This is a genomic window from Vallitalea okinawensis (genome assembly GCF_002964605.1).
GTDB classification, from domain to species: domain Bacteria; phylum Bacillota; class Clostridia; order Lachnospirales; family PQDH01; genus Vallitalea_A; species Vallitalea_A okinawensis.
In genome coordinates this window covers 44,435-71,133 of record NZ_PQDH01000006.1, presented here as the reverse complement: position 1 = coordinate 71,133, position 26,699 = coordinate 44,435, and the positions used below count along the sequence as shown (strand labels likewise).

The following is a 26,699-nucleotide window of genomic DNA, read 5'->3' as shown; positions in this document are numbered from 1 at the left end:
TATAAAAAAATCAATATAAATTCATAAACTTAACATGGTTGTAACAGAAAAAAACTAAATTAGTGAATATAAGGGAGTTAATCATGAAGAATTTATTTTCTAAAACTAGATGGAGGTTTTCCCTCTATCCGCTTAAAAGTCTTATTAAAATTTGCTGTACTATTGAAACCACACATACCAGCAATATCAATGATAGCATGATCTGTATTACTTAATAAATCAATAGCTTTTTTTATACGAACATGTGCAAGATAATCCATTGGTGATAATCCATTAAATTTTTTGAAAAATCTTGAGAAGTAAGAAGGATTCATATAAACAAGTTCTGCTAAATCCTTTAATTTTATCTGATCCTTATAATGGATATCCATATAGTGCATGACTTTATTAATAGACTGTAAATCTTTTTTATGACCTGAGCTCTGAGGATCATCTTTACATTGATAATGTCGACTTAGAATCACCAAAATATTTAAGAGTTTTACCTTAATCATGAGGTCATAGTCTTGTTGTTGATTTTCAAATTCATTCTGTATCTCATCAAATAACTCTTTAATTCTACTGGATACTTCACAGTTACCTTCTAGACGGTTTGTGAAGTGACTTGGTCGCTGAAAAAATATTTTAAGGTATTTTTCATTAAAAAAGTCATTGGGTGTATTCCAAATCAGCCATGGCTCAAAATGAATAACTGCGTTAATCATAGGGGAATGGCTTGTCACTTTAATACCATGTTGTTCTAAATTATTAAAAATATAAATATCCCCTTCTTTAGCTGGAAATTCCTGACCATCAATATAATAGATGCCCTCTCCTTTTTTGATAAAGGAAATCTCAAGATGATGATGGGTGTGTCCTGAACTTTGATCAAGCCAAGGTTGCAGCAAAAAATCGTCATATTCAATATAGAATTTATCTTGAAAAGATATTCTTTGAACCATAACCAACCTCCTTTTATAGGGATACTACTAGTATAGCGTTGAAACTATGATTTGTTCAAGGCTTACTTTAGAACCTTATGTAAAAATCGTTTATATTTTGATAAAAATCGTTGAAGAATATTAAAAGATGGCTTGTTACAATCAAAGTATAGTTTTTATCTTGAATAATATCTGGATTATGATTACTGAGAGGAGAGAAATATGAAATCATTTGCTGAGAGACTAGAATTGAGTACAGTGCCTAAAGCTAATGAGGGAGCTATTGTATTAGGACCTCAAGTTCGTTTTACGGTATTAACATCACGATTGATTCGAATTGAGTATAGTAAAGATGATTGCTTCAGAGATGTAGCAACAAAGACAATATTAAATAGGGAGTTACCTGTACCTTCTTTTGAAGTTATTAAAGATACAGATAGAATGGTCATAAAGACTGAACATATAGAGTTAACCTACAACCCTAATATTTTAGGTTTTACTAGAGATACCTTCAAAATATATGTGAAAGAAACTGATAATACCTGGTTTTATGGTTTATCTGCATCTAACTTAAAAGGGACTCTACGTACATTAGACCAAGTAGATGGTTCAGCCCCTTTAGAAGAAGGTTTAATGTCTAAAGATGGTTATGCAGTAATTGATGACACTGAGAGTTTTATATTAACTGATGATAATTGGTTTGAGGAAGTTTATTACCCAGCAGGAAGCTATGAAGATATCTATTTCTTTGGTTATGGAAGAGACTACAAAGCTTGTTTAAGAGATTTTACCCGTATTGCTGGTGATGTACCTATGTTACCAAGATGGACACTAGGTAACTGGTGGAGTCGTTATTGGGAGTATAGCCAAGATGAATTATTAGGTTTAATGAGTCGATTCCAAAATGAAGATATTCCGTTATCGGTATGTATCGTAGATATGGATTGGCATATTACGGATGTAAGTGGTGGAGGATCTGGTGGATGGAGTGCCGGTTGGACGGGTTATACATGGGAGAAAAAATTATTCCCAGACCCACAAGGGTTCATGGAAGAACTTCATAACAGAGGATTAAGAACAGCTCTTAATCTACATCCAGCAGATGGCTTATTACCTCATGAAGAGATGTATGAAGAGATGGCCGATTTCATGGGAATGGATCCTGAAAAAGGTGATGCTATTCACTTCAATATAACAGATAAGAAATTTGCAGAAGGTTACTTTGATATCATGCATCAGCCACATGAAAATGATGGTGTAGATTTCTGGTGGATGGATTGGCAACAAGGAAAGAAGGCAAAAGGGTCCCATCTTGATCCACTGTTCTTGCTCAACCACCTTCACTTTATGGATGCGGCTAAAGAAGATGATAAACGACCATTCATATTCTCACGTTGGGGAGGATTAGGTAACCATCGTTACCCTATTGGATTCTCTGGTGATACAACATCATCTTGGGCAAGTTTAGCTTTTCAACCTTACTTAACAGCTACAGCTGCCAATGTTGGTTATGGCTGGTGGAGTCATGATATTGGTGGACATCATAATGGTATTCAAGATGGAGAGTTGTATACAAGATGGGTACAGTATGGCGTCTTCAGTCCAATCATGCGTTTACACAGCACAAAGCAAAGGTTTGCTGATCGTCATCCTTGGGGGTATTCAGAAGAGGTACTTAAGGTTGCTGGTGATTACATGCGATTACGTCACCGTTTAATTCCATATATCTATACCATCTCTTGGGATAACTATAAGACAGGCATACCAGGCTTCTTACCACTTTATTACGAACACCCATATGTTGAAGAAGCTTATCAACATGGTAACGAATATTACTTTGGAGAGCAGCTTATCGTTTCTCCATATATTGAACCTGCCGATGAAGATATAAAATTATCTCGCCAGACTTTATGGCTTCCAGAAGGTGATTGGTACGGCTTTTTTGATGGAGAATACTTTAAAGGTGACGAGCATTATGCTTTATACGGAGAGCTTAGTGATATGCCAGTATTCGCAAAAGCAGGAGCTATTGTACCATTAGGTAAAGAGGTAACATGGGGTGGTATTGATAATCCTGATGAATTAGAATTAGTAGCATTTCCAGGTGCTGATGGCAGCTATACACTTTTTGAAGATGATGGACAATCACAACGCTATAACGAAGATCATGCATTAACTGAATTTACTCAAGTCTATGAAGGTAAACAAACAACAATCAAAGTATGTCCAGTGAAAGGCAATGGAAATCTAATTCCAGAGAACCGCAGTTACCGTCTTCAACTAAAAGGTATTAATGAACCAACAAATGTTCTTTTCACAATCAATGGCCAAGAGATTGATGTGAAGTGGAATTATGAAGAGGGAGTTCTTTATACTGAAGCCCTTCAAGTAAGGTCAGAGGATACCTTTGAAATCAAGGTTCGAGGTGAAGACGAATTAGCTATAAAAGAGCGTCAACCAATGAAGCAATTAGAAAAACTTATTATTAACTGTAATCTTGACACACAGATCAAGGAAAAACTCTGGTGTAGTCGTTATGAACTTATGGAATCAACAGAAAGCCTGGGTTCTAGATATTCAACTAAGAAAATTACTACTAAGAGTTTATTAGCACTTATGGAATGTATTAATGATAAGCCAATTTATATGATGCAATAGTTGAAAATCAAAGGCGCATGATAAGTATAGGACTTATCATGTGCTTTGCTAGTTATAGGAAGTGCATATATTATTTTTTTAGGTTCTCTTAAGAAAGAATATATGCTATAATTATAACATTAAGGCAATCGGTTGCATAAATCGACGAAGGAGGCATTTAAGATGACAAGAGCATGGTGGAAAGAAGGCATAGCCTATCAGATATATGTAAGAAGTTTCAAGGATGCAAATGGTGATGGTATCGGTGATTTACAAGGTATCATTGAGAAGCTAGATTATTTAAAGGAGTTAGGGATTGATATCATTTATCTCAATCCTATCAATAAGTCGCCTAATGATGATAATGGCTATGATATCAGTGATTTTAGAGATATCATGGATGAATTTGGTACCTTAGAGGATTTTGACCAATTACTCAAAGCTATTCATGAAAATGGTCAACGTCTTGTTCTTGATTTAGTTATTAATCATAGTTCTGACGAACATCCTTGGTTTATTGAAAGCAGAAAAGGCAAAGATAACCCTTATAGAGATTATTACATTTGGCATCCAGGTAAAGACGGTAGAGAACCAAACAACTGGGGATCTTTCTTTGGTGGTAGTGCATGGCAATTGGATGAAGCTACTGGAGAATATTATCTGCACCTGTTCTCTAAGAAACAACCGGACTTTAATTGGAGAAATGAACGCTTGCAAAATGAAATGAAAGACATGATGGGCTACTGGATAGATAAAGGGGTAGATGGATTTAGAATGGATGCCATCAATCATCTTGAAAAAGATCATAGCTTTCCAGATGGTAAAGTCCATGAAGGACAAGTCTATGGTAACTTTATTAAGTATGTACAGAACCTACCTGAAGTCCATGGTTACTTAAAGGATATTCGAAATTATGCATTAAGTAAGCGAGAGGACCTTGTTTTAATTGGTGAGACAGGGGGAGTGAGTTATGATAATGCATTTATTTATACAGGGATTGATCGTGGCGAATTAGATATGACCTTCCATTTTGATATGCATAGTGTAGGTAAAGGAAAGAAGGATTGGGAAAGAAGACCTATTCGCTTAATAGATGAAATTAAAGATAAATTCACTGGATGGCAGAGTAGAGAAGAGGAAGATGGTTGGTGCCCCATATTTTATTCCAATCATGATACAACTCGTACGGTATCTCGCTTAGGTGATGATAAAAAGTATCTTAAAGAATCTGCTAAAATGCTGGCGACTCTTCAATTGACTGGTAGAGGAACACCTTTTATCTATAACGGAGATGAAATTGGTATGACCAATGCCTACGAATATGGATTAGAAGATTATCGTGATGTAGCAGTTTTTACTAAATATAAAGACTTTGTTGAATCAGGGTTAGTATCTGCAGAAGACTATTTAAAAGGCCTTCATTTGACTTCGAGAGATAATTCAAGAACACCGATGCAATGGAATGATAGTCAGTATGCTGGCTTTTCCAGTGATGAGCCTTGGATTAAAGTAAACAAGAACTACAAAGAAATTAATGTAGAAGCCCAAATGAAAGATCCTAATTCTATATTGAATTATTATAAAGAGATGATACAAGTTAGAAATGATAATCCTGTACTTGTATATGGTGATTTTAAAGAGATTAATCATGATGATGAGGAGCTCTATGTTTATATGAGAAGCTTAGAAGATAAGGAAGTACTTGTTATCATTAATTTCTACGATAAGAAACCAGTATTCAATTTACCATCAGGACTTGCTAAATCTGATTTAGAATTAATAATTAGTAACTACAGTTGTAAAGATAATGATAGAAATGAAATAGAATTACGCCCTTATGAGGTAAGAGTGTATAGAATAGTTTAAACTGTTTTATACCTATCCTAAATGTAGATGAAAGCATATAATAGAAAAGTACTTGTAATAAAGGTTTGCGTTATTGCAAACAAAAAAATTTGTAGAAATAATAGGTGTTCTTGATTGAAAGGAGTGTTGTAATATGATGTTAACTGTATTAAGTGTTGTGAACGAGAATTTAATAAACATCGTACTGCTTGCTCCTGAGGATATCTCATTCTAATTTTAAAATGTTATCCATAGAAGTGACTAAGATCCTTGGAGCAGGTATGTTTATCTGAACTAAGGATTTTTTTAGTGTAAGAAAGTACTGCGTTTTGCTTATAAAAGCAATGAGGTATCGAACCCCATTACTTTTGATACATTTCATTACATGAAATGATCAAGCAAAGAACCATACTTTCTTCCACATACTTGAAAAGTGACGATAGTTACTTTTCTTGTTAATGTAGAAAAGTAAATAAATTACTCTTTTCTACTATAATTGGATGGAGGAATTAGAATGAATATTAATTTAAAAGATTGGGGCCTAACTCAGGAAATTTATGATCAATATGAAGAGAGAGCAGACCACCAAAAGATTGGTAGAGTTGTTGAAGAGCACAAAAATTTATATAAAGTGATTACAGAAATCGGATATATTATCGGTAAGGTAGCTGGTAAATTGCAATACGAAACAGATGGGAATGGAGATTATCCATCAGTAGGGGATTATGTTCTTCTTGAACATCATTCAGGGGATAAGGCTCTTATCACAGAGATATTACCACGAAAAAGTAAGTTCTCAAGAAAAATTGCAGGAAGCCAATTTGAGGAACAAGTTGTTGTAACCAACATGGATGAATTATGGATATGCATGGCATTGAACAAAGATTTTAACTTAAAAAGGTTGGATCGCTATACCACCTTAGCCTGGGATAGTGGAGCAACGCCTGTAATCATATTAACAAAAGCGGATTTATGTGAAGATATAGATGAAGCATTAGAAGAAATCAACCAAACAATATTTGGTATTGATATGATTGTAGTTAGCTCAGTGGAAGATATAGGATTAGATCTGGTTATGAACAGGATGGAATACGGTAAGACTATTGCATTACTAGGTTCATCAGGGGTTGGGAAATCTACATTGATCAATAAGATCCTTGGTAATGAGGAGCAAGAGACTACCGATATCATGGCAGATGATCGAGGGAAACATACAACAACATATCGTAAGTTAATGCTCCTTGATCAGGGAGGTATTATTGTTGATACACCTGGTATGAAGTCCGTAGGCCTACTAAATAACGATAAGCAATTAGATGATACATTTAAAGATATAGTTGAGATTGGTAATCTATGTAGATTTAGTGATTGTAGTCATAATAGCGAACCGGGTTGTGCTATTAAAGCAGCTATTGCGAATGGAGAGTTGAGTTCGGAGCGTTATAATAATTATGTCAAACTTAAGAAAGAAGCAGCTTACATGGAGAAAAAATTAAACAAAGCAGCTTTAAGACGTGAAAGTAAAGAAAGAGGCCGCCATTTCAAAAGTCATAAAAAAGTTAAATACTAAGACATATAACAAGTGGAGCCTTTATCATGATTAATAAAATTATTTTAAAGCTAAGAATCTAACATCAAACGGATACGAAATCTTAAAAAAGATATTTTTCTACAGTTGAGTGGTTGTAAAATTTAAAGTACTGGAGTGATGCATATATGTTTAAGACATATAAAGAATTTGATGATCATATTACAGATCTATGGCATCAAGATAAATTTAATGAAATTATAGAGTTGTTTAAGGAATACATGAATGTTTTCCCAGAAGACAACTATGATATAACCTGGGGGACTTCTCTTTGTTATGCTTCCGTTGGGGATTTAGAGAATGCATATAATACATTGGAAGATGGTACAAAGAAAGGTTATTTTTATCCGATTTTCCCTAATGATTCTTTGTTTAATAAACCATCATATGAAAAACGCTTTAAGAATTTACTAACGACAATTGAAGTATTAAAGCTTAAAAAGCAAAACTCTGCCCAAGTAGAATATTCTTTAGATTCTCCAAAGTCTTATACGAAGGATACGCCTCTTCTAATATCTTTACATGGCTGGGGAGAAGATATGTTTTTCTTCAAAGAAAGATGGAATTCAAAAATTATAAAAGATAAGTTTCACCATCTATTTATTCAATCTAGCCAGGTAGGTTCATACAGTGGATATTGTTGGGATAACTTTGAAAAGGCCTTAGAGGATATCAACAGAGTTTTAGATATTGTGAAAGAAACTCTAGGGTTTTTACCAGAGAATATTTTTACAGGAGGATTTTCACAGGGAGGTCAAGTCTCAATTGATCTTTGCTTCAAAACTAATTTACCTATAAAGGGAGTAGTAACCCTATGCCCTGATTTAGGTGATGAGCATGCCGATTGTGAAGTCGATCTGTTATCTTCTAGACTTAAGCATGTCACGATCATCACTGGAGAAAAGGATGAAGTTCTCGAAAAACAGAAGATTTTTGTCGAAAAGCTTGAAAAAGCCGATGTTGAACACAAATTTACTATTATTGATAATCTAGGACATTGGTTTCCGAATAATTTAGAAGATTTATTAGATATGCAATTTAATATATTATTAGAAAATAATAGCGTCTCGGAATAAATAAGTTTATCACTAAACTGAAATAATTATCTTTATTAAAGGTGGGGCTGACGGATAATAGAAATAGCCCAATTTAAAAAAGGACAAATCTTATAAAAAAGAGATGTCCTTTTTTTCGTTATATAGTAAAGAGTGAATTATGTTTTTCAGTCATATGCTTAGGCTGTCCACCCCAATGGACTTCCCCCATTTATTATGCGCCTTTTAAAGAGCGGTTTACAAGTTATAAGCTAGCTCGGAAGGTATGAAGTTGCCTATAAATAAGATATGATGCTACAACAAAAAGAATAGTGGTTACAATTCCAGCTTCAGGACCAAAAGCGCCACCAGTAATCCATTCTGGACCTGTACTCTTAAAATGTAAGAGGCTATTGGTGACTTCATTCCCGCTGACTTGAAAACCATAGATGTTACCCTGAGCCCAATTCCAAGCAGCATGAATACCACATACCGTCCAAATATGCTCTTGTTTTATAACCAATAGACCTAAAAATAGACCTACTATAATGATATTTAAAATAGCTAGAAAGTTAATGTGGGCATTAAAAAGGTGGAGTACTCCAAAAGCTAAGGCGGATGCTAATAAACCAAATACAGGCTTATAACGAGCTCCTAGAATATGCATAAGCCAACCTCTAGCTACAGCCTCTTCTGTGCTACTTTGTAAAGACCAAGCAGGTATTAGAAGTAGTATAATTGTTAGGCTTGACCAGTCAAATGAAGGAGCTGATATAGTTGTATCAATAGTAACCATACCAAAGAGAAATAAGCAAAGTACTACTAAAGTAATGAGCAAAAAGCCTAAACCAAAGCCCTGTAAAAATTTAAGAAACCAGTTCCTAGTTTTAAAGCCAATAGACCGAAAAGGACGACGTTCTACTAACTTGACCCAGAGAAATAAAAGAAATAGCACAATTGAGAACGATATAATAAGCATTATAAACAACTCTAATATACCCGAAGAAGTAACTTGAGTTGGTAGTATAGTAATAATTATGAAGAAAGGTATAGTGAGAATTTGACTACCAAACATAAAAACAAAAACTAATAGATAGGCAAGAAAAATATTGGTTACATACCTTGCTTTTTTTGCTTCTTCAAAAAGCTTTCCACGATAGAACATAGACAATACCTCCTTTTTTGGATTATCACCATGTAGGAAATGAAATATAATAATAATGCAATTATTATCATTATACCACTTTCTTCATCTTCTTAGTTTACATCTTAATGAAATTCTTAAAGGGACATTAAAATAGCACATAGATGATAGTATAAATCTATCACATATGCGCTATATAAATAAGTTTACTTAATAATATTAATAATACCGGCACTACCTTGAGGTGGATAGCTTTCAGCAATTGAACCATAAAATACAATCTCAACATACATACCCACTTCTAATTCTTCAACGGTAATTTCATTTGATTCTTGGTTAAAGATTTTTGTTTCTTCAGTAATATTGACATATGCAGTGTTGTATTTGTTCACAATACCTTCAGTCTTTCCATCAGCTATGAAAAACCCAGTAATATCTGTATCAGCAGTATAAATTTCTTTGATCTCGCCTTCTGCCATGACTTCATTGGTTGCTTGTAATGCTAAATCTCCTGCAGGTTCTTCAGAAGATACTTTAGCGTTAGATTGATCGTTGGTATTTTGCATATCTTCAATAGCCTGTGGATCATCAGTATTTTGTGGTTCTTCAACTGTTGTATCACAACCGATCATTAAAAGTGACAATGCTAAAACGAATAGTATAGTCATATATTTTTTCATATAATCATCTCCAAGAGTATATTCAATTAATTATTAGACGAATAAGAGGGTGATTCTGTTCCACTAATATTTTAAGCGATTTAGTCTTAAAAGATTCATAAAGTAAAATCTGAAGTTTAAAAGTAGCACAAAATTAATCTAACCATATAATGTAATGAGACAAGTAATATCAATAGTTTAGAATAAGTCTAGTGATGATAAGGAGGTGATTTGCTAATGTCAATATCCTTAACCTTTCACAATCAATCAAATGATGAAGAAAATTCTCAAGTTATAGTTTTTAAAAGAGTTGATACTATTGCAGAGCCTGCAAAAATTAAAAGAATTTGTCTTAACGAACTGATAATTTTTTTACCAGAAATAGATTTAGCTGATATTGAGAAAAATGATGAAATTAGTTTTAATGAACTAAGAATCACTTCTCTTGTTAAAGGAGTTAAGTACAAAATATCTACTCTTAAATTTGATACAGAAGGAGTGTTTCCTGCTGAGATTAGTATTATAGCTACCGATTGTCATGAATTTAGAATTGAAGTTATTACTCCTGAAGCTAGTCTTGTTACAACCGTTTCTGATTTAGTACTTGAGGTATTTAATCCTGATGGTGGTATGATAATGAAAGTAGTGGATTCCCACAAACAAGTGTGTGTCTAAATATAAAAGCATATTAAAATTTGTTTGCAAGATGGAACAACTTAGGTGAGTTGTTCCATCTTGCAAGTTGTAAAGGCTTCATAAAAGTAGTTCACAATATATGGTATAATTAAGTAAAGGATAGTAAAGAAAATAACAAATATTACATATCGCAGTACTTAAGTGGAGGATACTTAGATTTTATTTTGAGAGTGCAGCTGATATTTATATGATGCCAAATTTTATTACCAAAAAACTATTCAATAAATTAGAGGTACTTGGAAAAATATATAAAAAGACGCATACATATGATGAGAAAATTATAAAAGAAATGAAACAACCTTATAAAATAGCAGGGGTGAAACTAAAAATTATGAAATTAATTAAAAAGATTGGGGTAATGGATGTCTCTTGGAATAAGTTATTAAAAGGTAATAATGCCTTTGAAGAAAGATACAGTCGACCTTTTGCAATTGATTCTGTGATTGATCATCAATCTTAACGAACATGCTTGCATTATGATTATTGATTCAATACCATACTCTTATAAGTTCTTTTTATGTTATAATCTTAAATAAAAGCAAAGTGATAATGGGTGATTAAAATGTCTATTGGTGCAAATGTATTTAGTATAGGTGAAATGTCAAAATTGCATAAGATGTCCATAAAGACATTACGCTATTATGATGAGATTGGGTTATTTAAGCCATCGATGGTCAATGAACAGTCCCGTTATCGATATTATACCATTGAACAATTTGAGCGATTAAATACGATTAATTATCTAAAAAGCTTAGGGGTTCCGCTAAAAGATATCAAGGAGCACTTAGAAGACTCAAGTATAGACAGATTCATGAAGTTATTAGAAGAACAGCAAGAACTGACTAGTAGAAAAATGACTGAATTAGAGATGATCATGAATAGATTTAATGAAAGACTTGAAGAATTGACTTTTTATAAGAAATTTGAAAGAGTTGACGAACCCTTTATTCGCATGTATCCAGAACGTCAGGTTATTCGCCTTAAAAAGAATATTCAAGGTATACATCAATTAGAGTTAGCTATTAGAAATATTGAAAATGAATATATGTCGTCTACAGTGGCTATCATTGGTAAAGTAGGTGTTACTGTAGCATTAGAAGATGTTTTGGATGGAAAATGTCATGCTTATAATTCTGTTTTTATCATTCCAGATGAAGATGTTAATACGAAAATCATCAATAGCTTCCCAGAAGGCGAATATGCTTTGATTTACTACCGGGGTATGGACCATATGGATTCACCCAGGTATTACGAAATGTTACTGACTTATATCAAGGAGCAGGGGTATGAAGTAATTGGAGATGCCATGGAACGTGTCATCATCGATCAATATATTTCTGTAGACTCGGGGGAGCATTTAACAGAAATTCAATTACCGGTAAGAAAGATAATCAATAGAAACAGTTGACTCTCCTGTTACTGGAGGTTTTATAATAGAGTATTATTGAAAGGAGAGATTTAATGGAAATCAGTAATATCATTGGATTTTTATTCGCTGCTGTATTATTAACTATAACACCTGGTCCAGATTTGATTTTTGTACTGACACAATCAATGTCTAATGGACGCAAAGCAGGAATAGCTACAGCCTTAGGTTTATGTACAGGACTGATTCTTCATACTACAGCTGCAGCGTTAGGTATATCCGCAATTCTTAGAACGTCAGCCTTAGCATTCAATATCATTAAATATGCTGGAGCTATTTACTTGTTATATTTAGCCTATAAAGCCTTAAGAGAAGGTGAACACTCTCTAGAAGTGGATTCTGCTACAGTGAAATTAAGCAGTATAGCCTTATATAAGAGAGGTATCTTTATGAATATCCTTAATCCAAAAGTAGCCCTTTTCTTTCTGGCGCTGTTACCCCAATTTGTTACAGCTGAAGCAGGGAATACCACGATGCAGATGCTACTACTTGGACTAATATTTATGATTCAAGCCATTTGTGTTTTTAGTTTAGTAGCAGTATTAGCAGGTTATTTTGGAGAAAAATTAAGTAAGAGCAAAAAGTTCGCATGGATTATGAATAAGGCAAAGGCATTAATTTTTGCTATTATTGGATTGAAAATTGCTTTGTTAGATTAAATTTGATAGAAGTAGGTTTTGATAATGAAATTAGATCGTTTATTAGCTATAGTGATGTTATTACTCAATAAAGAAAGGATCACAGCCCAAGAACTTTCAGAGCGTTTTGAAGTGTCCATTCGAACCATTCAAAGAGATATTGATGCCATTTGCATGGCGGGAATACCTATTGTTGCTCAGCGTGGTCAACAAGGTGGATATGGAATCATTGATACTTATAAAGTTGATAAAAGCTTTTTTACCTATGATGAAATACAAGTTCTTTTAGCTTCTTTAAAAGGTGTTACAAAAGCCTATGATGACCCTAACTTAAAAATGATTATGGAAAAGATCATGACTTTACAGGAGAATGAAGGGAATTGGCATGTAGAGATGGATTTTAGTCCTTGGGGTATATCTAAAGAACAAAAACAAAGATTAGAGGATATCCGTAATGCCCTTTCTTCTAAAAGAGTTTTAAGATTTGAGTATATCAATGCTAATGGTGAAACATCAATCAGAACAGTAGAACCAGGTTCCATGTTGTTAAAGATTAATACATGGTATTTATACGGGTTTTGTAAGCTGAGAGATGACTTTCGGTTATTTAAGATATCTCGGATTCGCCATCTTGAGGTTCAAGATGAAATCTGCGATTCAGATAGAGTGTATAAGCCCTATACCTTTCACTATGATAGCAGACCGATTGTAGAACTCAAGTTAAGGTTCGAAAAATCAGCCTTGAATCGTTTAGATGACTATTTTGAACTGGATGATATGAAGATAAAAGATGATTTGATTGATATCACAGTGACTTACCCATTGGATGAATGGATCTATAGCACATTACTGAGTTTTGGCGATCAGGTTGAAGTATTAGAACCTGACCATGTCCGTCAAGAAATACAAAAACGAGCCAAACAAATATTATCTAAATATGATTAAAAGTATTAGAGTACATTTAGAAAAGAGGCTGATAGAACATGTCTAATGCTGTTATAAAGAAGTTACAATTAAAGGATCAAAGTGAACCTGTTCTTATTCTAAATTCTCCTGAAGAATATAAGGACACATTACTTGCTTTTGAAGCTGCTGTTCATCAAGGACTAGAAAATGAAACCTATGGTTTTATACAGATATTTGGTAAAACAACAGAACAGCTCAAACGAGACAGTATCAATGCTGTAACTTGCTTAAGAGAAGATGGCTTATTCTGGCTTTGTTATCCCAAAAAATCATCTAAAAAATACAAAGGTTGTGATTGTAACAGAGATGAACTAGCTAATATTTTAGGTGATCAGGGTTTTGAAGCGGTTAGAATGGTAGCTATAGATGCTGATTGGTCTGCAATGCGCTTTAGGCATGTAGATCATATTAAAACGATGACACGTTCAAAGGCAGCTACTAAAGAAGGAAAGATGAAAATAAAATCTGATAAATAAGCCTGAAGGTCTTTGTATTGACAAAGATCTTCTTATTCGCTATAATGATAGTAAGAAATTAAATTGTGTAAAATTAAATTGAATAAAATTTAAAGGGGTGTTTTTCATGAATATCTATGATATGAAGGCTAAAGACATAAGTGGTGATGAAGTTCAACTAAGTAAATATAAAGGAAAAGTAATATTAGTTGTGAATACAGCTAGTAAATGTGGGTTCACTAAGCAATATGATGGATTACAAAAGCTTTATGAGAAGTATAAAGATCAGGATTTTGTTATACTAGGCTTTCCATGTAATCAATTTAAAAATCAAGAGCCTGGTTCAAATGAAGATGTGCAATCTTTCTGTAGATTAAATTTTGGTGTTGAGTTCCCTATGTTTGAGAAAGTGGATGTAAAAGGTGAAAATGCCCATGAGCTATTTAAATATTTAGAAAAAGAGACAGGAAAAGAAATACCTTGGAATTTTACAAAGTTCTTATTTAACCGAGATGGTAACTTGATTAAGCGTTATTTACCAATTACTCCACCACAACGACTTGAAAAGAGCATTAAAAAGTTGGTATAATAGTAAGAGAGAAATTAGAGAATTCAGTCAAAAAAAGGGATGATATAGAGAATGAGCTCAAAAAGGGATGATATGTTACTATTAGAGAACCAGTTTTGCTTTCAAGTTTACGCAGCTTCACGACTAGTTACCAAAGCCTATAGACCACTTCTAAACAAGCTAGATTTAACCTATCCCCAATATTTAGTGATGTTATTGCTTTGGGAACATGGGGTAATTTCAGTAAAAGAATTAGGTAAGTTGCTTTACTTAGATTCAGGAACCTTGACACCACTATTAAAGCGCTTAGAGAAATTGGGAGTTCTTCATCGATCCAGAAGTAAAGAGGATGAACGTATTCTTATGGTTACACTAACAGAGCAAGGAAGAGAACTGAAAGAAAAGACAAAAGAAATGGATATTCCTAAACAACTGATGGAAGGACTTAATCTAAGCTGTACAGCAGAGGAGTTAGGTCATTTAAGAGAGGATCTAAAAAAGTTAATAAAAGATATCAATAGTTTAAACAGCTAAGTGGATGAGTAACCATTTAGTTGTTTAATTATTATCTATTTCATTATCAAGAGTTGTTTAAGTGAAAGATAAGTATGGTATAATGGAGATAGATGTTAATCGTTTTATTACCAAGATTATTAATACAAAGGAGAAATGTGATATGAAGCATTGGCTATATCCTGCAAATGTAAAGTACTACGATGTAGTAGAGGCTTTTACAACAGAAGATTTGATAGCATGGCCTATGACGAGTAAGGTTGAAGTTGGAGACACGGTATATATGTATCTTGGTCAACCCTTTAAGCAAATTATGTTTAAGTGTCAGGCGGAAGAAATCAATGTGCCACTAGAAAGAGTAATGGACCAAGCTAATAAGTATATAAAGACTGAAGGAAAATCCCCAAAGAAGAACTTTATGTTATTGAAGAGACTAGAGCAATATGATAAAAATCAAGATGGACCTCTAGCTTTTAGTATGATGAAGTTAAACGGCTTGAAGGGGAGCATTATGGGACCCCAGTGTTTAGAAAATAACGAGACTCTCTATAACTATATTCATAAAATGGATTAGGGAGGAATAATATCATGACAAAAGAAGATGTAAGAACATATTTCCTTGCTAAAAGAGGTGCTACAGTTGAGACACCTTTTAGAGAGCCTGTACCAGTGTTTAAGGTGGGCGGGAAGATGTTTGGATTAATGAATATACATGAAGAGGATAGGCAAAGTATTAATCTGAAATACCCTAAAGAAAAGATGGGAGAGATTCGGTCTTTATTTAAAGAGGTGCAACCAGGTTATCATATGGCTAAGGATCATTGGAATACAGTCTATTTAGATGGTGATTTAGACGATAATTTTATTAAAGAATTAATTGATATATCTTATAATCTTGTATTTCAATCATTAACAAAAAAAGCACAAAAGCAATTAAATGAGGCAGAATAAAAGAGTTGTTTACTATGTATAAAATAGAGAGATTACCCGCATGTTATTAATGGGTGATCTCTTCTTTATTGTTTTTCTTTTTCTAAATCTATCACATAGAGTAATTCAAATTACAATTTTAAAGCACACATCAATTCTCCTCGAAAAGAAGAGTCTCACCCTTTTTACGACGTTTTTCTTGAAACTCTTTAAATTAACCATTAAAATAGAATAAAAGGATAGATAATAGGGGGGATGAGTTTGGTTAAGAGTATTGATATAATAAATAAATTATCAAAGATTACTACGAGAATGTCTATGCTTAATCAACAGCCGAGAGATTATGGGACAGGAATAACCCTATATGCATCTGAAATTCATACAATTAAAGCTATTGAAGAAAAAGAGGGGCTCAACATAACGGAACTTGCCAATGTGATGGGTGTAACGAAAGGCGCTATATCTAAAATTATTAATAAGTTAGTAAGAAAAGGGCTTGTTGAGAAGTATAAAGATGCCAATAATAAAAAAGAAGTGCTTTTAAAACTAACAGACGAAGGTGAGGATGCTTATATCGCTCATGCTCAATTCCATCATCGTGTTGAGCAGGAAGTTGGTAAGTACTTTGATGAGTTAGAAAACATTCAAAAAGAACATCTATTGGAGTCTTTAACGATCTTAGATTCTATCTTAAGTAACCACTGTAATAAAGGATGTCCAACAAAGATGGATGAGAGAGATTAAAGTTTTAAATTTTAAAGTTGATAAAAATCTCTAATTTAAGTATAATTTATTATACTTAAATTAGAGATTTTTTGTTGATAGACAGAGGAGATAAGAATAGTTAACATAGAGACTCAGGAGAGGAGGATACTTCATGAAAGCTTTAGTTACAGGATTTGAGCCATTTGGTGGAGAAGCTATTAATCCAGCCTTTGAAGCTGTTAATGTAATGAAAGATGAAATTGGTAGTTGCCAAGTGGTTAAGCAGGAATTACCAACAGTATTTAATCAATCCTTAGAAGTGTTGGAGGAAGCCATAGAAAAAGAACAACCTGATATTGTTATTTGTGTTGGTCAGGCAGGTGGGCGTTTTGGCTTATCTCTTGAGAGAGTAGGTATAAATTTAAATGAAGCTCGTATACCTGACAATGCAGGGCAACAACCAATGGGAGAGCCTATAAAGGAAGATGGTGAAAACGCCTATTTTTCTAACTTACCTAATAAGGCTATTTTGAAAGAACTGACTGAGAATAATATACCTGCATCTTTATCTTATACCGCAGGAACCTATGTATGTAACCATGTCTTATATGGTCTTATGTACATGATACAGAAGAAATATACCCATATACGAGGAGGGTTTATTCATGTACCTTTCCTACCAGAACAAACCTTAATGAAACGCAATACGCCTTTCATGTCCCTTGATATGATTGTTAAAGGATTAGAGATAGCAGTAAAGATAACCATAGACAATAAAGAAGATATTATATTGCCAGTTGGTGAAACACATTAGGAAAAGAAGTAGGAGGAAGGGATCATGAATGAGAGAATAATTCATAAAAGGGATAACTATAAAGTTGTTGTTATGAGTGATGTACATGGCCATCATAAACACCTTAAAGCTATGGTCCAAAAGTTAAAACTAAGTGATGAGGACTACCTTATTATATTAGGAGATTTTATTAACAGAGGGCCAGATAGTTATAAGACCTATACTTACATAAGAGAATTAGAAAAGTGTCCTAATACTATAATTCTTAAGGGAAATCACGAGGCTTTTATAACCAATCATCTACTAAACACAGAAATAACTGACGATTTTCTTAGGTGGCTGAAATTAGATAGGTATGAGACCATTATTACATCATTACTAAAACGTCACCAAAAGTCAGTTCATGATTTTGTATCTGGTAATGAACTTCATGACTTTATGCTATATCATCATGAAGATGTTTTTACATACTTAAAGAATCTCCCTATCATAGTACATTTTGATGATTTTATTTTTGTTCATGGAGGTTACGATTTAAGATTTCATCCAATTCAGGACGAGATTAAGTTTCTAAAATACGACCATTTCATAGAACGGAGTCCAGTGCAAGAAAAGAAAATAATTGTCGGTCATTGGCCAGTTTCTAATCTTAGAAATACGTGTTACACTAATGTACCTGTATTTAATGATGATAAAAATATTATATCAATTGATGGTGGATTAGGAGTAAAATCAGCAGGTGAACTCAATGCATTTATCATAGAAAAGCGTCAAGGAAAGATTTCCTATGATTATATTCAGTACAATGACTTTGAGAAGAAGGTTATTACTAACGAATATAAGTTTCCAGTTGAAGAAACATTATTACTAAACTACACAGATTGGGATGTGGAGATTATAGAGGTTGGCGATATCATGACACGTTGTAGACACATTAGCAGCGGTAAAGAATTAACCATCTTTAGCTGTTTACTTAAAGAAAAGGATGGTAAATACCATCTAGCTACTACCTATGTTAATAACTTCTATAATCTAGATTTGGGTACAGAGGTTGCTTTATGTCAGACATACGGAGAAGCTGCACTTGTGAAATTTGAAGAGAATTTTGGTTGGGTTATGGCATCTCAGATCAATGAATAATAAATACCGCCTCTACAATTAAGAGACGGTATTTTTATAAATAGATTTGTAAAGCTGAATTTATTTAGCTGCTAATTTTAGAATCTCTACGATATCTTGGCGATGAAGTTCTTTCATAGCGCCAAAAGGTCCATTCATAGCAGCATTATCTGCTAAAGCATCAATAGCTTCATAAGGTATGTTAGCTTCTTTGAGAGAAACAGGACTTCCAATTTTCTTGTACCAGTCCTTAAGAGCTTCAATACCAGCTAATGCTTTTTCTTCTTCACTACCATCTGTTATAGCAAATACTTTCTCAGCAAAACGAGCAAATGTAGCCACGTCTTCTTTATAGACGTACTTTGCCCAAGCGGGGAAAACAATAGATAATCCTGCGCCATGTGCAATATCATATAGAGCACTTAATGCATGTTCAATAACATGAGAAGACCAGTCACCGCCACTTCGTCCAGTGCCATTTGAGCCATTAAGGGCAAGAGTAGCACACCATGCAAATTCTGCTCTTGAATCATAATTATCTGGTTGATCGATTAATACTTCTGTATGCTTCATTGTGGTACGAATAATACCTTCAGAGTACTCTTTCATAATGTCCACTGCTGGAGTTTTATCACAGTACAATTCCATAACATGAGTGATGGTATCCACTGCACCATTGATTGTTTGAGATCTAGGTAATGAAAACTGTACAGTTGGATCTATGATGGATAGGGCAGGATATAGAGCTTTTCCTGAAATAGCCCATTTTTTGTCTTCATCTCTTTTCGTTACAACGCTATTTCCATTCATTTCAGAACCTGTAGCGGATAAAGTAAGAACGCCATAGATAGGTAAAGCTTTTTTTACACGGGCTTTTCCATCAAAGAAATCCCAGACAGGTCCATCATAGATGGCACCAGCAGCAATAGCTTTCGCGCTATCATACACACTACCACCACCAACAGGAATGATAGCTTCAATATTATGAGTTCTGCATTTTTCAATAGCTTCCTCTACTAAACTGAGAACAGGGTTAGGTTTTACACCACCTAATTCAATATATTCAATATTGTTGTCCTTAAAAGAAGTAACTACTGTATCATAAACACCATTATTAAAAATAGAGCTTTTACCATATAGCATAAGTACTTTTTTGATACCATCATGCTTAAGCTCGCTGCCAATTCGGTTAATCGTTTCTTTACCGAAAATAACTTTGGTTGGGTTAACATAATCAAAATTTCTCAAATGATTGACCTCCTTCAAAAGTATCATTATAATAGTTTTCAAATTTTTAATTAAAAGGCTAGTTGATTTTTAAAGTATGACAATGGAATTTCAAACTGAATTTCACCCATACTTCCTGGAGCAATCGTATTTTTATCAAAGACAATATATAAGCTGTTATCTTTAATATAATACTTTTGATAATCAGTTATTCCTATAAATCCATGCTTATCTTCTTCAAAATAATAGATAGTCTGGTCATCTTCCATTTGCTCAGCCATTTTTCTCTTTATTTCTTTATTAATGATAGATGCATAATCATATTCTGCCTTAAAAAGTTGATTGATTTGTAGGTCTTCAGGTGTATCATCAAGATGGATATTAAAGAAAATGCTGCCTAGTTTGGGAGTGCCACTTTCAACATATAAGATATCCAAACCTAAGGATAAAATGTCTATTGTGTTATACACCTGAAAAGTCGTTGTTAAAGAATAAGGCGTATAATCCCAACCTTTAGTGGAAAAGTCTTCTTTTGATGATTCAGCTGATAGTTTATAATTTCTAATCAAATGTTCAATATACCCTTTGATAGAGCTATTGAGGTCTTCTTCATAAGAAGGGTTGTCAAAACCAGTGAATTGGGGGAAACTGGCATCAACTATGACTGTTTCTGTTTCATAATTAATCGATGATTCAATGTAGCTGATTATTTGTGTCGTGCTACCTTGAATATCTGAATAGTTCAGTGCAAGTCCTGCAATAAATATGATAATTATGTAAAACAAAATGGATATGAACGTTTTATTCAACATAATCCTCCTAAAGTAGATAGTTTTTTCTTTCTAATTACATTATATATAATTAAGGTATATATTACTAGTGAATTTCATTGATTTCTTTTGCATTATTCATTGCCCAAGAACTTAGCAATATTATGCTAATATTAAGCAATAAAAGCCGAGATTTTAGGTGCAGTGGATGTTTATAATAAACTTATCAGATAAATAATGTGATGTTCAAGGAGGTCAGAAGAATGAAAATAGGTGTACGAGTGAACCTTAGAAAAAATAATGATGTAAAGAAAGAATTCGAAAAAGTGAGAGAATTCAATATGGATAATTGCCAATTAGATTGTTGGGATCCTGAAATGTTTACTGACGAAATAGCAGAAGAAGTTAAGGAAGCCATGAAAACTACAGGGGTATCCATCACAGCTTTCTGGTGTGGGTGGCAAGGACCAAAAGTATGGAATTTCATCGAAGGACCAGTTACCTTAGGGCTAGTTCCAACAGCCTATCGCTTTGTCAGAATGCAGAATCTTATGGATGGTTCAGATTTTGCTAAAAAGCTAGGTGTTAATCAGATTGTTACCCATGCTGGATTTATGCCAGAAAACCCTAATGATCCTATCTATACAGAGGTTATATCTGCTTTACGAACTGTAGCAGATTATTGTAAGTCCAATGGGCAGGAATTTTTATTTGAAACGGGGCAAGAAACACCAACCACTTTAGTACGCGTCATTGATGATATAGGTACAGGTAATCTGGGAATTAATTTAGATCCAGCCAATCTACTTTTATACGGAAAAGCTAATGCAGTTGATGCCGTTAGAATTTTCGGCGCGTTGATTAAAGGAGTTCATGCTAAAGATGGTGATTACCCAACAAACAGCCGAGAATTAGGTGAAGAAAAACCATTAGGAGAAGGAGAGGTAAATTTCCCAGCTTTTATCGAGGCTTTGAAAGAAGTTGGGTATGATGGTGCCCTTACAATTGAGAGAGAAATTGAAGGTGATAAGCAGATCAAGGATATTATCCATGCTAAACAATTACTAGAAACATTGATTTAGTTAGTTCAATGAGATTAATGGAGGGATAGCAATGATTAAAGTTGGCTTAATTGGATTAGGTATGATGGGGAGTTGTCACTATAGTAACTATCTTAAATTAGAAAAGGAAGGCTACTCTGTTAAACTAGTAGCAATTTGCGATAAAAATGAAGAGGTTCTCCAAGGGAAAACAGTTCGAGGTAATCTTGAATCCGATGCTAATAAGAAAGACTTAAGCAGTTATACATTATATCAAGATATTGAGGAACTCTTAAATCACAAAGATTTGGATTATGTTGATATATGTTTACCATCAGATTTACATAAAGAAGTAGCCATCAAAGCCATGGAGAAGGGGTTACATGTTTTAAGTGAAAAGCCTATGGCTTTGTCACGGTCTGATTGTCAAGAGATGATAAAAACAGGCAAAATGACTGGAAAAAAGCTGATGATAGCTCAGTGCTTAAGATTTTGGCCGATGTACCAAGTTCTAAAGGAAAAAGTTGTTTCCAAAGAATATGGTAATGTTTTAGCTGCACATTTCTATCGACGAAGCACACCACCCCTATGGTCGTCAGATGATTGGATGATGGATGAGAAACGTAGTGGTGGTGTAGCCATGGACTTACATGTTCACGATGTTGACATTATCCAACATATCTTTGGTAAACCTGATCAACTTTCAGCGGTTGGAGTTAACAAGTATGAAGGTGCGGGATGCAATCATATATCAGCACACTTTCTTTATGATAATACTGTTATTCATGCAGATGCCAGTTGGATCTATAGCCAAGGGTTCACAATGGGTTACTCTGTTGTATTCGAAAAGGCTACTATAGAACTCGTTGATGGCATAGTTATGGTGAAGACTGAGCAGGATGTAAGTGAAATTGAGTTATCTGATGGCGATGGTTATTATAATGAAATTAAAGAATTTGTTAACTGTATATTGAATGATAAGGTAAGTGAGATAGCTACAACTGAAAGTACGATGAGTACCATTGAGCTCATTGAATTGGAAAAACAATCACTTGAGCAAAAAGGTAAAATGCTATCATGCTAATGGAGGAAGAGAAATGACAAAATATAAGGTTGGTATTATTGGATGTGGTAATATTTCGCCTATGCACATTCTGCCTGTAATGCAAAATGAACATACTACTTTGGTAGCGGTCTGTGATATTAAGAAAGATCGAGTCATGAAAAAAGTTGAAGAGTTTGGGTGTAAGTGGTATACCAATTACAAAGAAATGTTTAAACACGAAGCTTTGGATGCCGTACACATTTGTACACCCCACTACCTCCATCCTATCATAACCAATGAAGCTTTAGATTGTGGCATACATGTTTTAACAGAGAAGCCAATGGCAATTCAGCTATCTGATGCAAAAGAGATGTTAAATAGAGCAGAAATTAACAATAAGGCTTTAGGGGTTATTTTTCAAACACGTTATAATGCAGCATCTCAAGCTATCAAAGATGCTCTTAATTCTGGAAAGCTTGGTGGCGTAAAGGCTGGGCGCTTATATCTTGCATGGGATCGTTCAGATGATTACTATAAGAAGAGTGATTGGAAAGGTACCTGGGATAAAGAAGGCGGTGGTGTCATCATTGACCAGGCTATTCACACCTTGGATTTAGCAAATTGGTTTATTAACAAAACGGTAGATTACATTGATGCACATATCAGTAATAGGGCTCATGATTATATTGAAGTTGAGGATGCCGCCGAAGGTGTTATCAAATACAAAGATGGTACGGTCTTAGCTTTTCATACGGTTAACTACTATACCTACGATTCGGATGTATCCATTGAATTACATTGTGAAAAAGGTATAGTTCACATGAAAGCAGATCAGGCAGTTATTGAATACAACGATGGTAGACAGCTAGTAGTTAATAACAATCCATCGGATTACTTTCACTATGGTGATGTAAAGAATTATTGGGGGCAAAGTCATAATAAACAGATTAGAGATTTCTATGAAGCCATTAGAGAAAATAGAAAGCCTACTATTGATGGACATGAGGCTTTAACCATTCAAAAGATTGTATGTGCTATCTATGAAAGTGGCAAAAAGAATAAAAAGATATATCTATAATTAATAAAAGAGCTGACTTCATCTATAAGTCAGCTCAAATACATATATACTTATTTCACAGCAGGTAGAATAATCTTCACAGTTGTACCATGACCCATCGAACTTTCAATGATGAGATTAGCATTATCATTAAAATTATACTTAAGACGATTATAGACGTTTTTGAGTCCAATGCTAGTGTAGCCATCTTGTTTGCCAATCTTTAAGGCATCATTCACTTCTTTTAATCGTTCAGAGGACATACCTGTACCATTATCTTGAATGAATATATGTACTTCATTTCCTTGAATAGACCCATTAATTGTAATTAATCCACCAGATTCCATTGAATCAATTCCGTGGTTAATAGCATTCTCTACGAGTGGCTGCAAAATCAATTTTATTGTTTTACATATCTTTACTTCTTCTTCAATATGACATGATATACTAAGTTTTTCCCTGTACCTTAATCTTTGAATGTATAAATAGTTCTCAAGATGTTCAATTTCTTCAGAGAATAGAATGAGATTATTGGATTTCGCAATACTTCCTCTAAAGAAATTACCAAGTGCATTAATCATATTACAGATATCCATATTACCTTTCTTATAAGCCATCCATTTGATAGATTCAAGAGTATTATATAAGAAATGAGGGTTGATCTGTTGTTGCAGTGCATTAAGCTGAGCTTCTTTTTCTAAAACCAATAACTCCTGTTCTCTTATCTTAGATTGATAATTCTCTTTAATCAATTCATTAAGTCTACTGATCATATGATTAAATTGGTTAGATAAAATTGAAATTTCATCTTGCCCTGTTATATTCAATTGAATGGTAAAATCACCATACTTGGCAACATCCTTCATAGCTCCTTGAAGTAATTTAAGGCGTTTTGTAATATTAAAGGCAATTAATGAAGATATGATAATAATGATGATAAAGAAGGTGACCATATAGATGACAATGTAATTAACTACTGGTTCTAATTTGCTGCTGATGGTATGATAAGGGATTACGCCCATAATTTTAAATTCAAACATATCTGTTGTATCATAAATAAGTAGATAATCTTCATTGTCATCCTGTAGAGTAATAAATCCCCTAGGGTCTTGTAGGTTGTTATTCTCAAAAATATCATTTGAACTCAATAAATCAGCAGTAAGTGCCTTTTTGGCGTGGTCAAAAATATTAACTTCTTGATCCATCATGAAAAAATATTCCGAGTTATTATCAAGATTCTGGCTATATAGATTGTTTAATAATGTCTGATCCATATAAAATACACCATATCCAATGACATCAGTAAAGTTATGTTTTTGCTTACTGCGGACGGTACGAGCGAATGTTAGAACAGGTGTTGTGAAATAATTATTGGTGGTATTCATTAATTCTAACTTACCAGTACTTTTTGAAGTTAATAATTTAAAGTCTTCTGAGGTAATTCCGATTGAATATGGACTGTAATAATTACTTGAATAAATGTTATTACCTTTAACGTCATAGAGATTCAGTGCTAAAATGTCCTGTTTAATCATCTGAGTTTGAGTAAACACTTGATCAATGGCTATATGATCAGATGCTGATGTATCATAATAATCTTGGATCACATCTGAATAGCACATTTGACTGGTAACACTATCATACTTATTGAAATTATGTTCGATGTTTTGCTTAACTAGTTCTATGGTATCTTGAGTTCGTAAAATGGTTTGATCTTTGTAATAGTCATAGTATGTAAAAAAGATGATAGAAGTGTAAAGGATATTGGGTATGATAACACTCAAAATAAAATAGGTAATGAGTTTATATTTAATGGTATTTTGTTTAGGGATAAGCCTAGGACCATGTAAATCCTCTTCACCATCATTAAAATGTGCTAATGTATAAGATAAATCCTGTGAAAAATTAGAGGCTAACTTATATAAAGGTGCTGAGATACGCTTTGAGTATAAGTATGAAAATACAGTAACAAACAAAATGAATAATAAGCCATAAAGGATAGTATAGGTGTTGACTTCGTTCTGTTTGGTTAAAACTGACTCTAAAGGGGCCTGACTCACTAAAGTAAAATTATAGGGCCATATCTTTTGAGAAACATATAGATAGGTATTATCTTGAGTAGAGTCAATGTAATAGGTATTTCTCTTGAATTGGTCAAAATCTAGAGTAATATTATTATTAGTCTTTGACCAGATCAATTCATTACTATTATCATAGAGGGCAACAGCCTGATAGTCGGGCAAATCTGAAAAAAAATCATTCATAAAATGTGTATTAAAAATAACAATAACAAGTCCAACCCGAGTACCTTCGTGATCTCTTAGGCTTCTTGTATAGATAATCTTATCATCAATTAGGCTATAAATCTTATTTTCAGTTAAATTATTGGGCAACTTACTTTTATAGTGGATGGGTGTACCTTCTCTATTAGTAGAAGTTAATAACTCAGAATGCTTCAGAAAGTTATCAAAATCTAAATTTTCTCCAAGGTATTGACCTGATGTGCCCCAATTATAGGAATAACTAAAGTTGTTTTTATTAATAAGTATAATATTATCAATATAATTTTGTTGAATAAAGATATTATTGAGTTCATGATCCAGTATAGATATTTGTTTACTGATATCTAGAAGATCAGAATATGCATCTTTTTCAGTGGTATACTGATAAATTATTTTGTTTTTATAAACCTGCTGTAAGTAACCTTCAGTCATTTCGAATACTGATTGTATATATTCACCTGCTTGAGTAAATGAATTCAATTCATAGGATGCATGATCCTGAATAAGTGAATTAGATACTATTTTATGTGACAGAAAATGAAAAGATATTATGACAGATAGAGTAAGAACAGTAGAAATTAAAAAAAGTTTTTTATGAATACTAAAACTGAATAATTTTTTTTCTTTCATCATAATCTTACC

26 protein-coding genes are annotated in these 26,699 nt (G+C 33.5%); 20 read left to right on the top strand and 6 right to left on the bottom strand.

All coding sequences use genetic code 11. The annotated features are described in order from the left end of the window. Positions 1–92: 92 nt before the first annotated feature. Complete coding sequence (locus C1Y58_RS16310; protein WP_105617159.1) at positions 93–941, bottom strand: AraC family transcriptional regulator; 849 nt, start codon at positions 939–941, stop codon at positions 93–95. 201 nt (positions 942–1,142) lie between these two features. Here C1Y58_RS16310 and C1Y58_RS16305 point away from each other — a divergent pair, with 201 nt between their 5' ends. From C1Y58_RS16305 to C1Y58_RS16290, 4 genes are all read left to right on the top strand, one after another. Continuing rightward, the gene (locus C1Y58_RS16305; RefSeq protein ID WP_105617158.1) at positions 1,143–3,578 is read left to right on the top strand and encodes a glycoside hydrolase family 31 protein; all 2,436 of its coding nucleotides are present in this window, start codon (positions 1,143–1,145) and stop codon (positions 3,576–3,578) included. A 162-nt stretch (positions 3,579–3,740) separates the two neighbouring features. After that, positions 3,741–5,423, top strand: a complete 1,683-nt coding sequence (locus C1Y58_RS16300; protein WP_105617157.1) for a glycoside hydrolase family 13 protein — start codon at positions 3,741–3,743, stop codon at positions 5,421–5,423. Positions 5,424–5,916: 493 nt separating this feature from the next. Further along, positions 5,917–6,972, top strand: a complete 1,056-nt coding sequence (gene rsgA, locus C1Y58_RS16295) for a ribosome small subunit-dependent GTPase A (protein ID WP_105617156.1) — start codon at positions 5,917–5,919, stop codon at positions 6,970–6,972. 146 nt (positions 6,973–7,118) lie between these two features. Further along, complete coding sequence (locus C1Y58_RS16290; RefSeq protein ID WP_105617155.1) at positions 7,119–8,066, top strand: alpha/beta hydrolase; 948 nt, start codon at positions 7,119–7,121, stop codon at positions 8,064–8,066. A gap of 223 nt (positions 8,067–8,289) precedes the next feature. Here the strand turns inward: C1Y58_RS16290 and C1Y58_RS16285 are convergent, their stop codons facing one another. Together C1Y58_RS16285 and C1Y58_RS16280 are read right to left on the bottom strand one after the other, a co-directional pair. Continuing rightward, positions 8,290–9,189 (bottom strand): CPBP family intramembrane glutamic endopeptidase, encoded by a 900-nt coding sequence (locus C1Y58_RS16285; protein ID WP_105617154.1) that lies wholly within the window; start codon positions 9,187–9,189, stop codon positions 8,290–8,292. A 185-nt stretch (positions 9,190–9,374) separates the two neighbouring features. Continuing rightward, positions 9,375–9,848, bottom strand: coding sequence for a DUF3221 domain-containing protein (locus C1Y58_RS16280; RefSeq protein WP_105617153.1), 474 nt, complete (start codon positions 9,846–9,848; stop codon positions 9,375–9,377). Between the two features lie 216 nt (positions 9,849–10,064). On the opposite strand from C1Y58_RS16280, the gene C1Y58_RS16275 reads away from it, so the two are divergent. The 13 genes from C1Y58_RS16275 (at position 10,065) to C1Y58_RS16215 (ending at position 18,657) form a co-directional block, all read left to right on the top strand. After that, positions 10,065–10,502, top strand: a complete 438-nt coding sequence (locus tag C1Y58_RS16275) for a hypothetical protein (RefSeq protein WP_105617152.1) — start codon at positions 10,065–10,067, stop codon at positions 10,500–10,502. Between the two features lie 208 nt (positions 10,503–10,710). Continuing rightward, the gene (locus tag C1Y58_RS16270; RefSeq protein ID WP_105617151.1) at positions 10,711–10,983 is read left to right on the top strand and encodes a hypothetical protein; all 273 of its coding nucleotides are present in this window, start codon (positions 10,711–10,713) and stop codon (positions 10,981–10,983) included. Between the two features lie 102 nt (positions 10,984–11,085). Next, positions 11,086–11,931, top strand: coding sequence for a MerR family transcriptional regulator (locus C1Y58_RS16265; RefSeq protein ID WP_105617150.1), 846 nt, complete (start codon positions 11,086–11,088; stop codon positions 11,929–11,931). Between the two features lie 53 nt (positions 11,932–11,984). Further along, positions 11,985–12,608 carry a LysE family translocator gene (locus C1Y58_RS16260; RefSeq protein ID WP_105617149.1) on the top strand — a complete coding sequence of 208 codons (624 nt, stop codon included), beginning with the start codon at positions 11,985–11,987 and terminating at the stop codon, positions 12,606–12,608. Between the two features lie 24 nt (positions 12,609–12,632). After that, positions 12,633–13,532, top strand: a complete 900-nt coding sequence (locus C1Y58_RS16255; RefSeq protein ID WP_105617148.1) for a helix-turn-helix transcriptional regulator — start codon at positions 12,633–12,635, stop codon at positions 13,530–13,532. Between the two features lie 38 nt (positions 13,533–13,570). Next, entirely contained in the window at positions 13,571–14,029 is a 459-nt protein-coding gene (locus C1Y58_RS16250; protein ID WP_105617147.1) for a DUF3052 domain-containing protein, read from the top strand. Positions 14,030–14,135: 106 nt separating this feature from the next. Next, a complete protein-coding gene (locus C1Y58_RS16245; RefSeq protein ID WP_105617146.1) occupies positions 14,136–14,597 on the top strand; it encodes a glutathione peroxidase in 462 nt (153 codons plus the stop codon). Positions 14,598–14,648: 51 nt separating this feature from the next. Next, positions 14,649–15,110: a MarR family winged helix-turn-helix transcriptional regulator gene (locus C1Y58_RS16240; RefSeq protein WP_105617145.1), complete on the top strand. Its 462-nt coding sequence runs from the start codon at positions 14,649–14,651 to the stop codon at positions 15,108–15,110. Between the two features lie 61 nt (positions 15,111–15,171). Continuing rightward, positions 15,172–15,663: a hypothetical protein gene (locus C1Y58_RS16235; RefSeq protein WP_105617144.1), complete on the top strand. Its 492-nt coding sequence runs from the start codon at positions 15,172–15,174 to the stop codon at positions 15,661–15,663. Between the two features lie 14 nt (positions 15,664–15,677). After that, positions 15,678–16,040, top strand: coding sequence for an MmcQ/YjbR family DNA-binding protein (locus C1Y58_RS16230; RefSeq protein ID WP_105617143.1), 363 nt, complete (start codon positions 15,678–15,680; stop codon positions 16,038–16,040). Between the two features lie 240 nt (positions 16,041–16,280). Then, complete coding sequence (locus tag C1Y58_RS16225) at positions 16,281–16,763, top strand: MarR family winged helix-turn-helix transcriptional regulator (protein WP_157950152.1); 483 nt, start codon at positions 16,281–16,283, stop codon at positions 16,761–16,763. 133 nt (positions 16,764–16,896) lie between these two features. After that, a complete protein-coding gene (pcp, locus tag C1Y58_RS16220; protein WP_105617141.1) occupies positions 16,897–17,538 on the top strand; it encodes a pyroglutamyl-peptidase I in 642 nt (213 codons plus the stop codon). Positions 17,539–17,562: 24 nt separating this feature from the next. Beyond that, positions 17,563–18,657, top strand: a complete 1,095-nt coding sequence (locus C1Y58_RS16215; protein WP_105617140.1) for a metallophosphoesterase — start codon at positions 17,563–17,565, stop codon at positions 18,655–18,657. 60 nt (positions 18,658–18,717) lie between these two features. On the opposite strand, the gene C1Y58_RS16210 is transcribed toward C1Y58_RS16215, so the two are convergent. After that, on the bottom strand, positions 18,718–19,884 hold the full coding sequence (locus C1Y58_RS16210; RefSeq protein ID WP_105617139.1) for an iron-containing alcohol dehydrogenase: 1,167 nt from the start codon (positions 19,882–19,884) through the stop codon (positions 18,718–18,720). 50 nt (positions 19,885–19,934) lie between these two features. Next, positions 19,935–20,672 (bottom strand): RsiV family protein, encoded by a 738-nt coding sequence (locus tag C1Y58_RS16205; RefSeq protein ID WP_170311619.1) that lies wholly within the window; start codon positions 20,670–20,672, stop codon positions 19,935–19,937. A gap of 224 nt (positions 20,673–20,896) precedes the next feature. Between C1Y58_RS16205 and C1Y58_RS16200 the strand changes: the two genes are divergently transcribed. Genes C1Y58_RS16200 through C1Y58_RS16190 form a run of 3 tightly spaced genes read left to right on the top strand, consistent with a single transcriptional unit; the run spans position 20,897 to position 23,796 of the window. Next, complete coding sequence (locus C1Y58_RS16200; RefSeq protein ID WP_105617137.1) at positions 20,897–21,715, top strand: sugar phosphate isomerase/epimerase family protein; 819 nt, start codon at positions 20,897–20,899, stop codon at positions 21,713–21,715. Between the two features lie 31 nt (positions 21,716–21,746). Next, positions 21,747–22,757: a Gfo/Idh/MocA family protein gene (locus tag C1Y58_RS16195; protein WP_105617136.1), complete on the top strand. Its 1,011-nt coding sequence runs from the start codon at positions 21,747–21,749 to the stop codon at positions 22,755–22,757. A gap of 13 nt (positions 22,758–22,770) precedes the next feature. Further along, positions 22,771–23,796 (top strand): Gfo/Idh/MocA family protein, encoded by a 1,026-nt coding sequence (locus C1Y58_RS16190; protein ID WP_105617135.1) that lies wholly within the window; start codon positions 22,771–22,773, stop codon positions 23,794–23,796. Positions 23,797–23,846: 50 nt separating this feature from the next. On the opposite strand, the gene C1Y58_RS16185 is transcribed toward C1Y58_RS16190, so the two are convergent. Beyond that, positions 23,847–26,690: a cache domain-containing sensor histidine kinase gene (locus tag C1Y58_RS16185; protein ID WP_105617134.1), complete on the bottom strand. Its 2,844-nt coding sequence runs from the start codon at positions 26,688–26,690 to the stop codon at positions 23,847–23,849. Positions 26,691–26,699 lie beyond the last annotated feature (9 nt).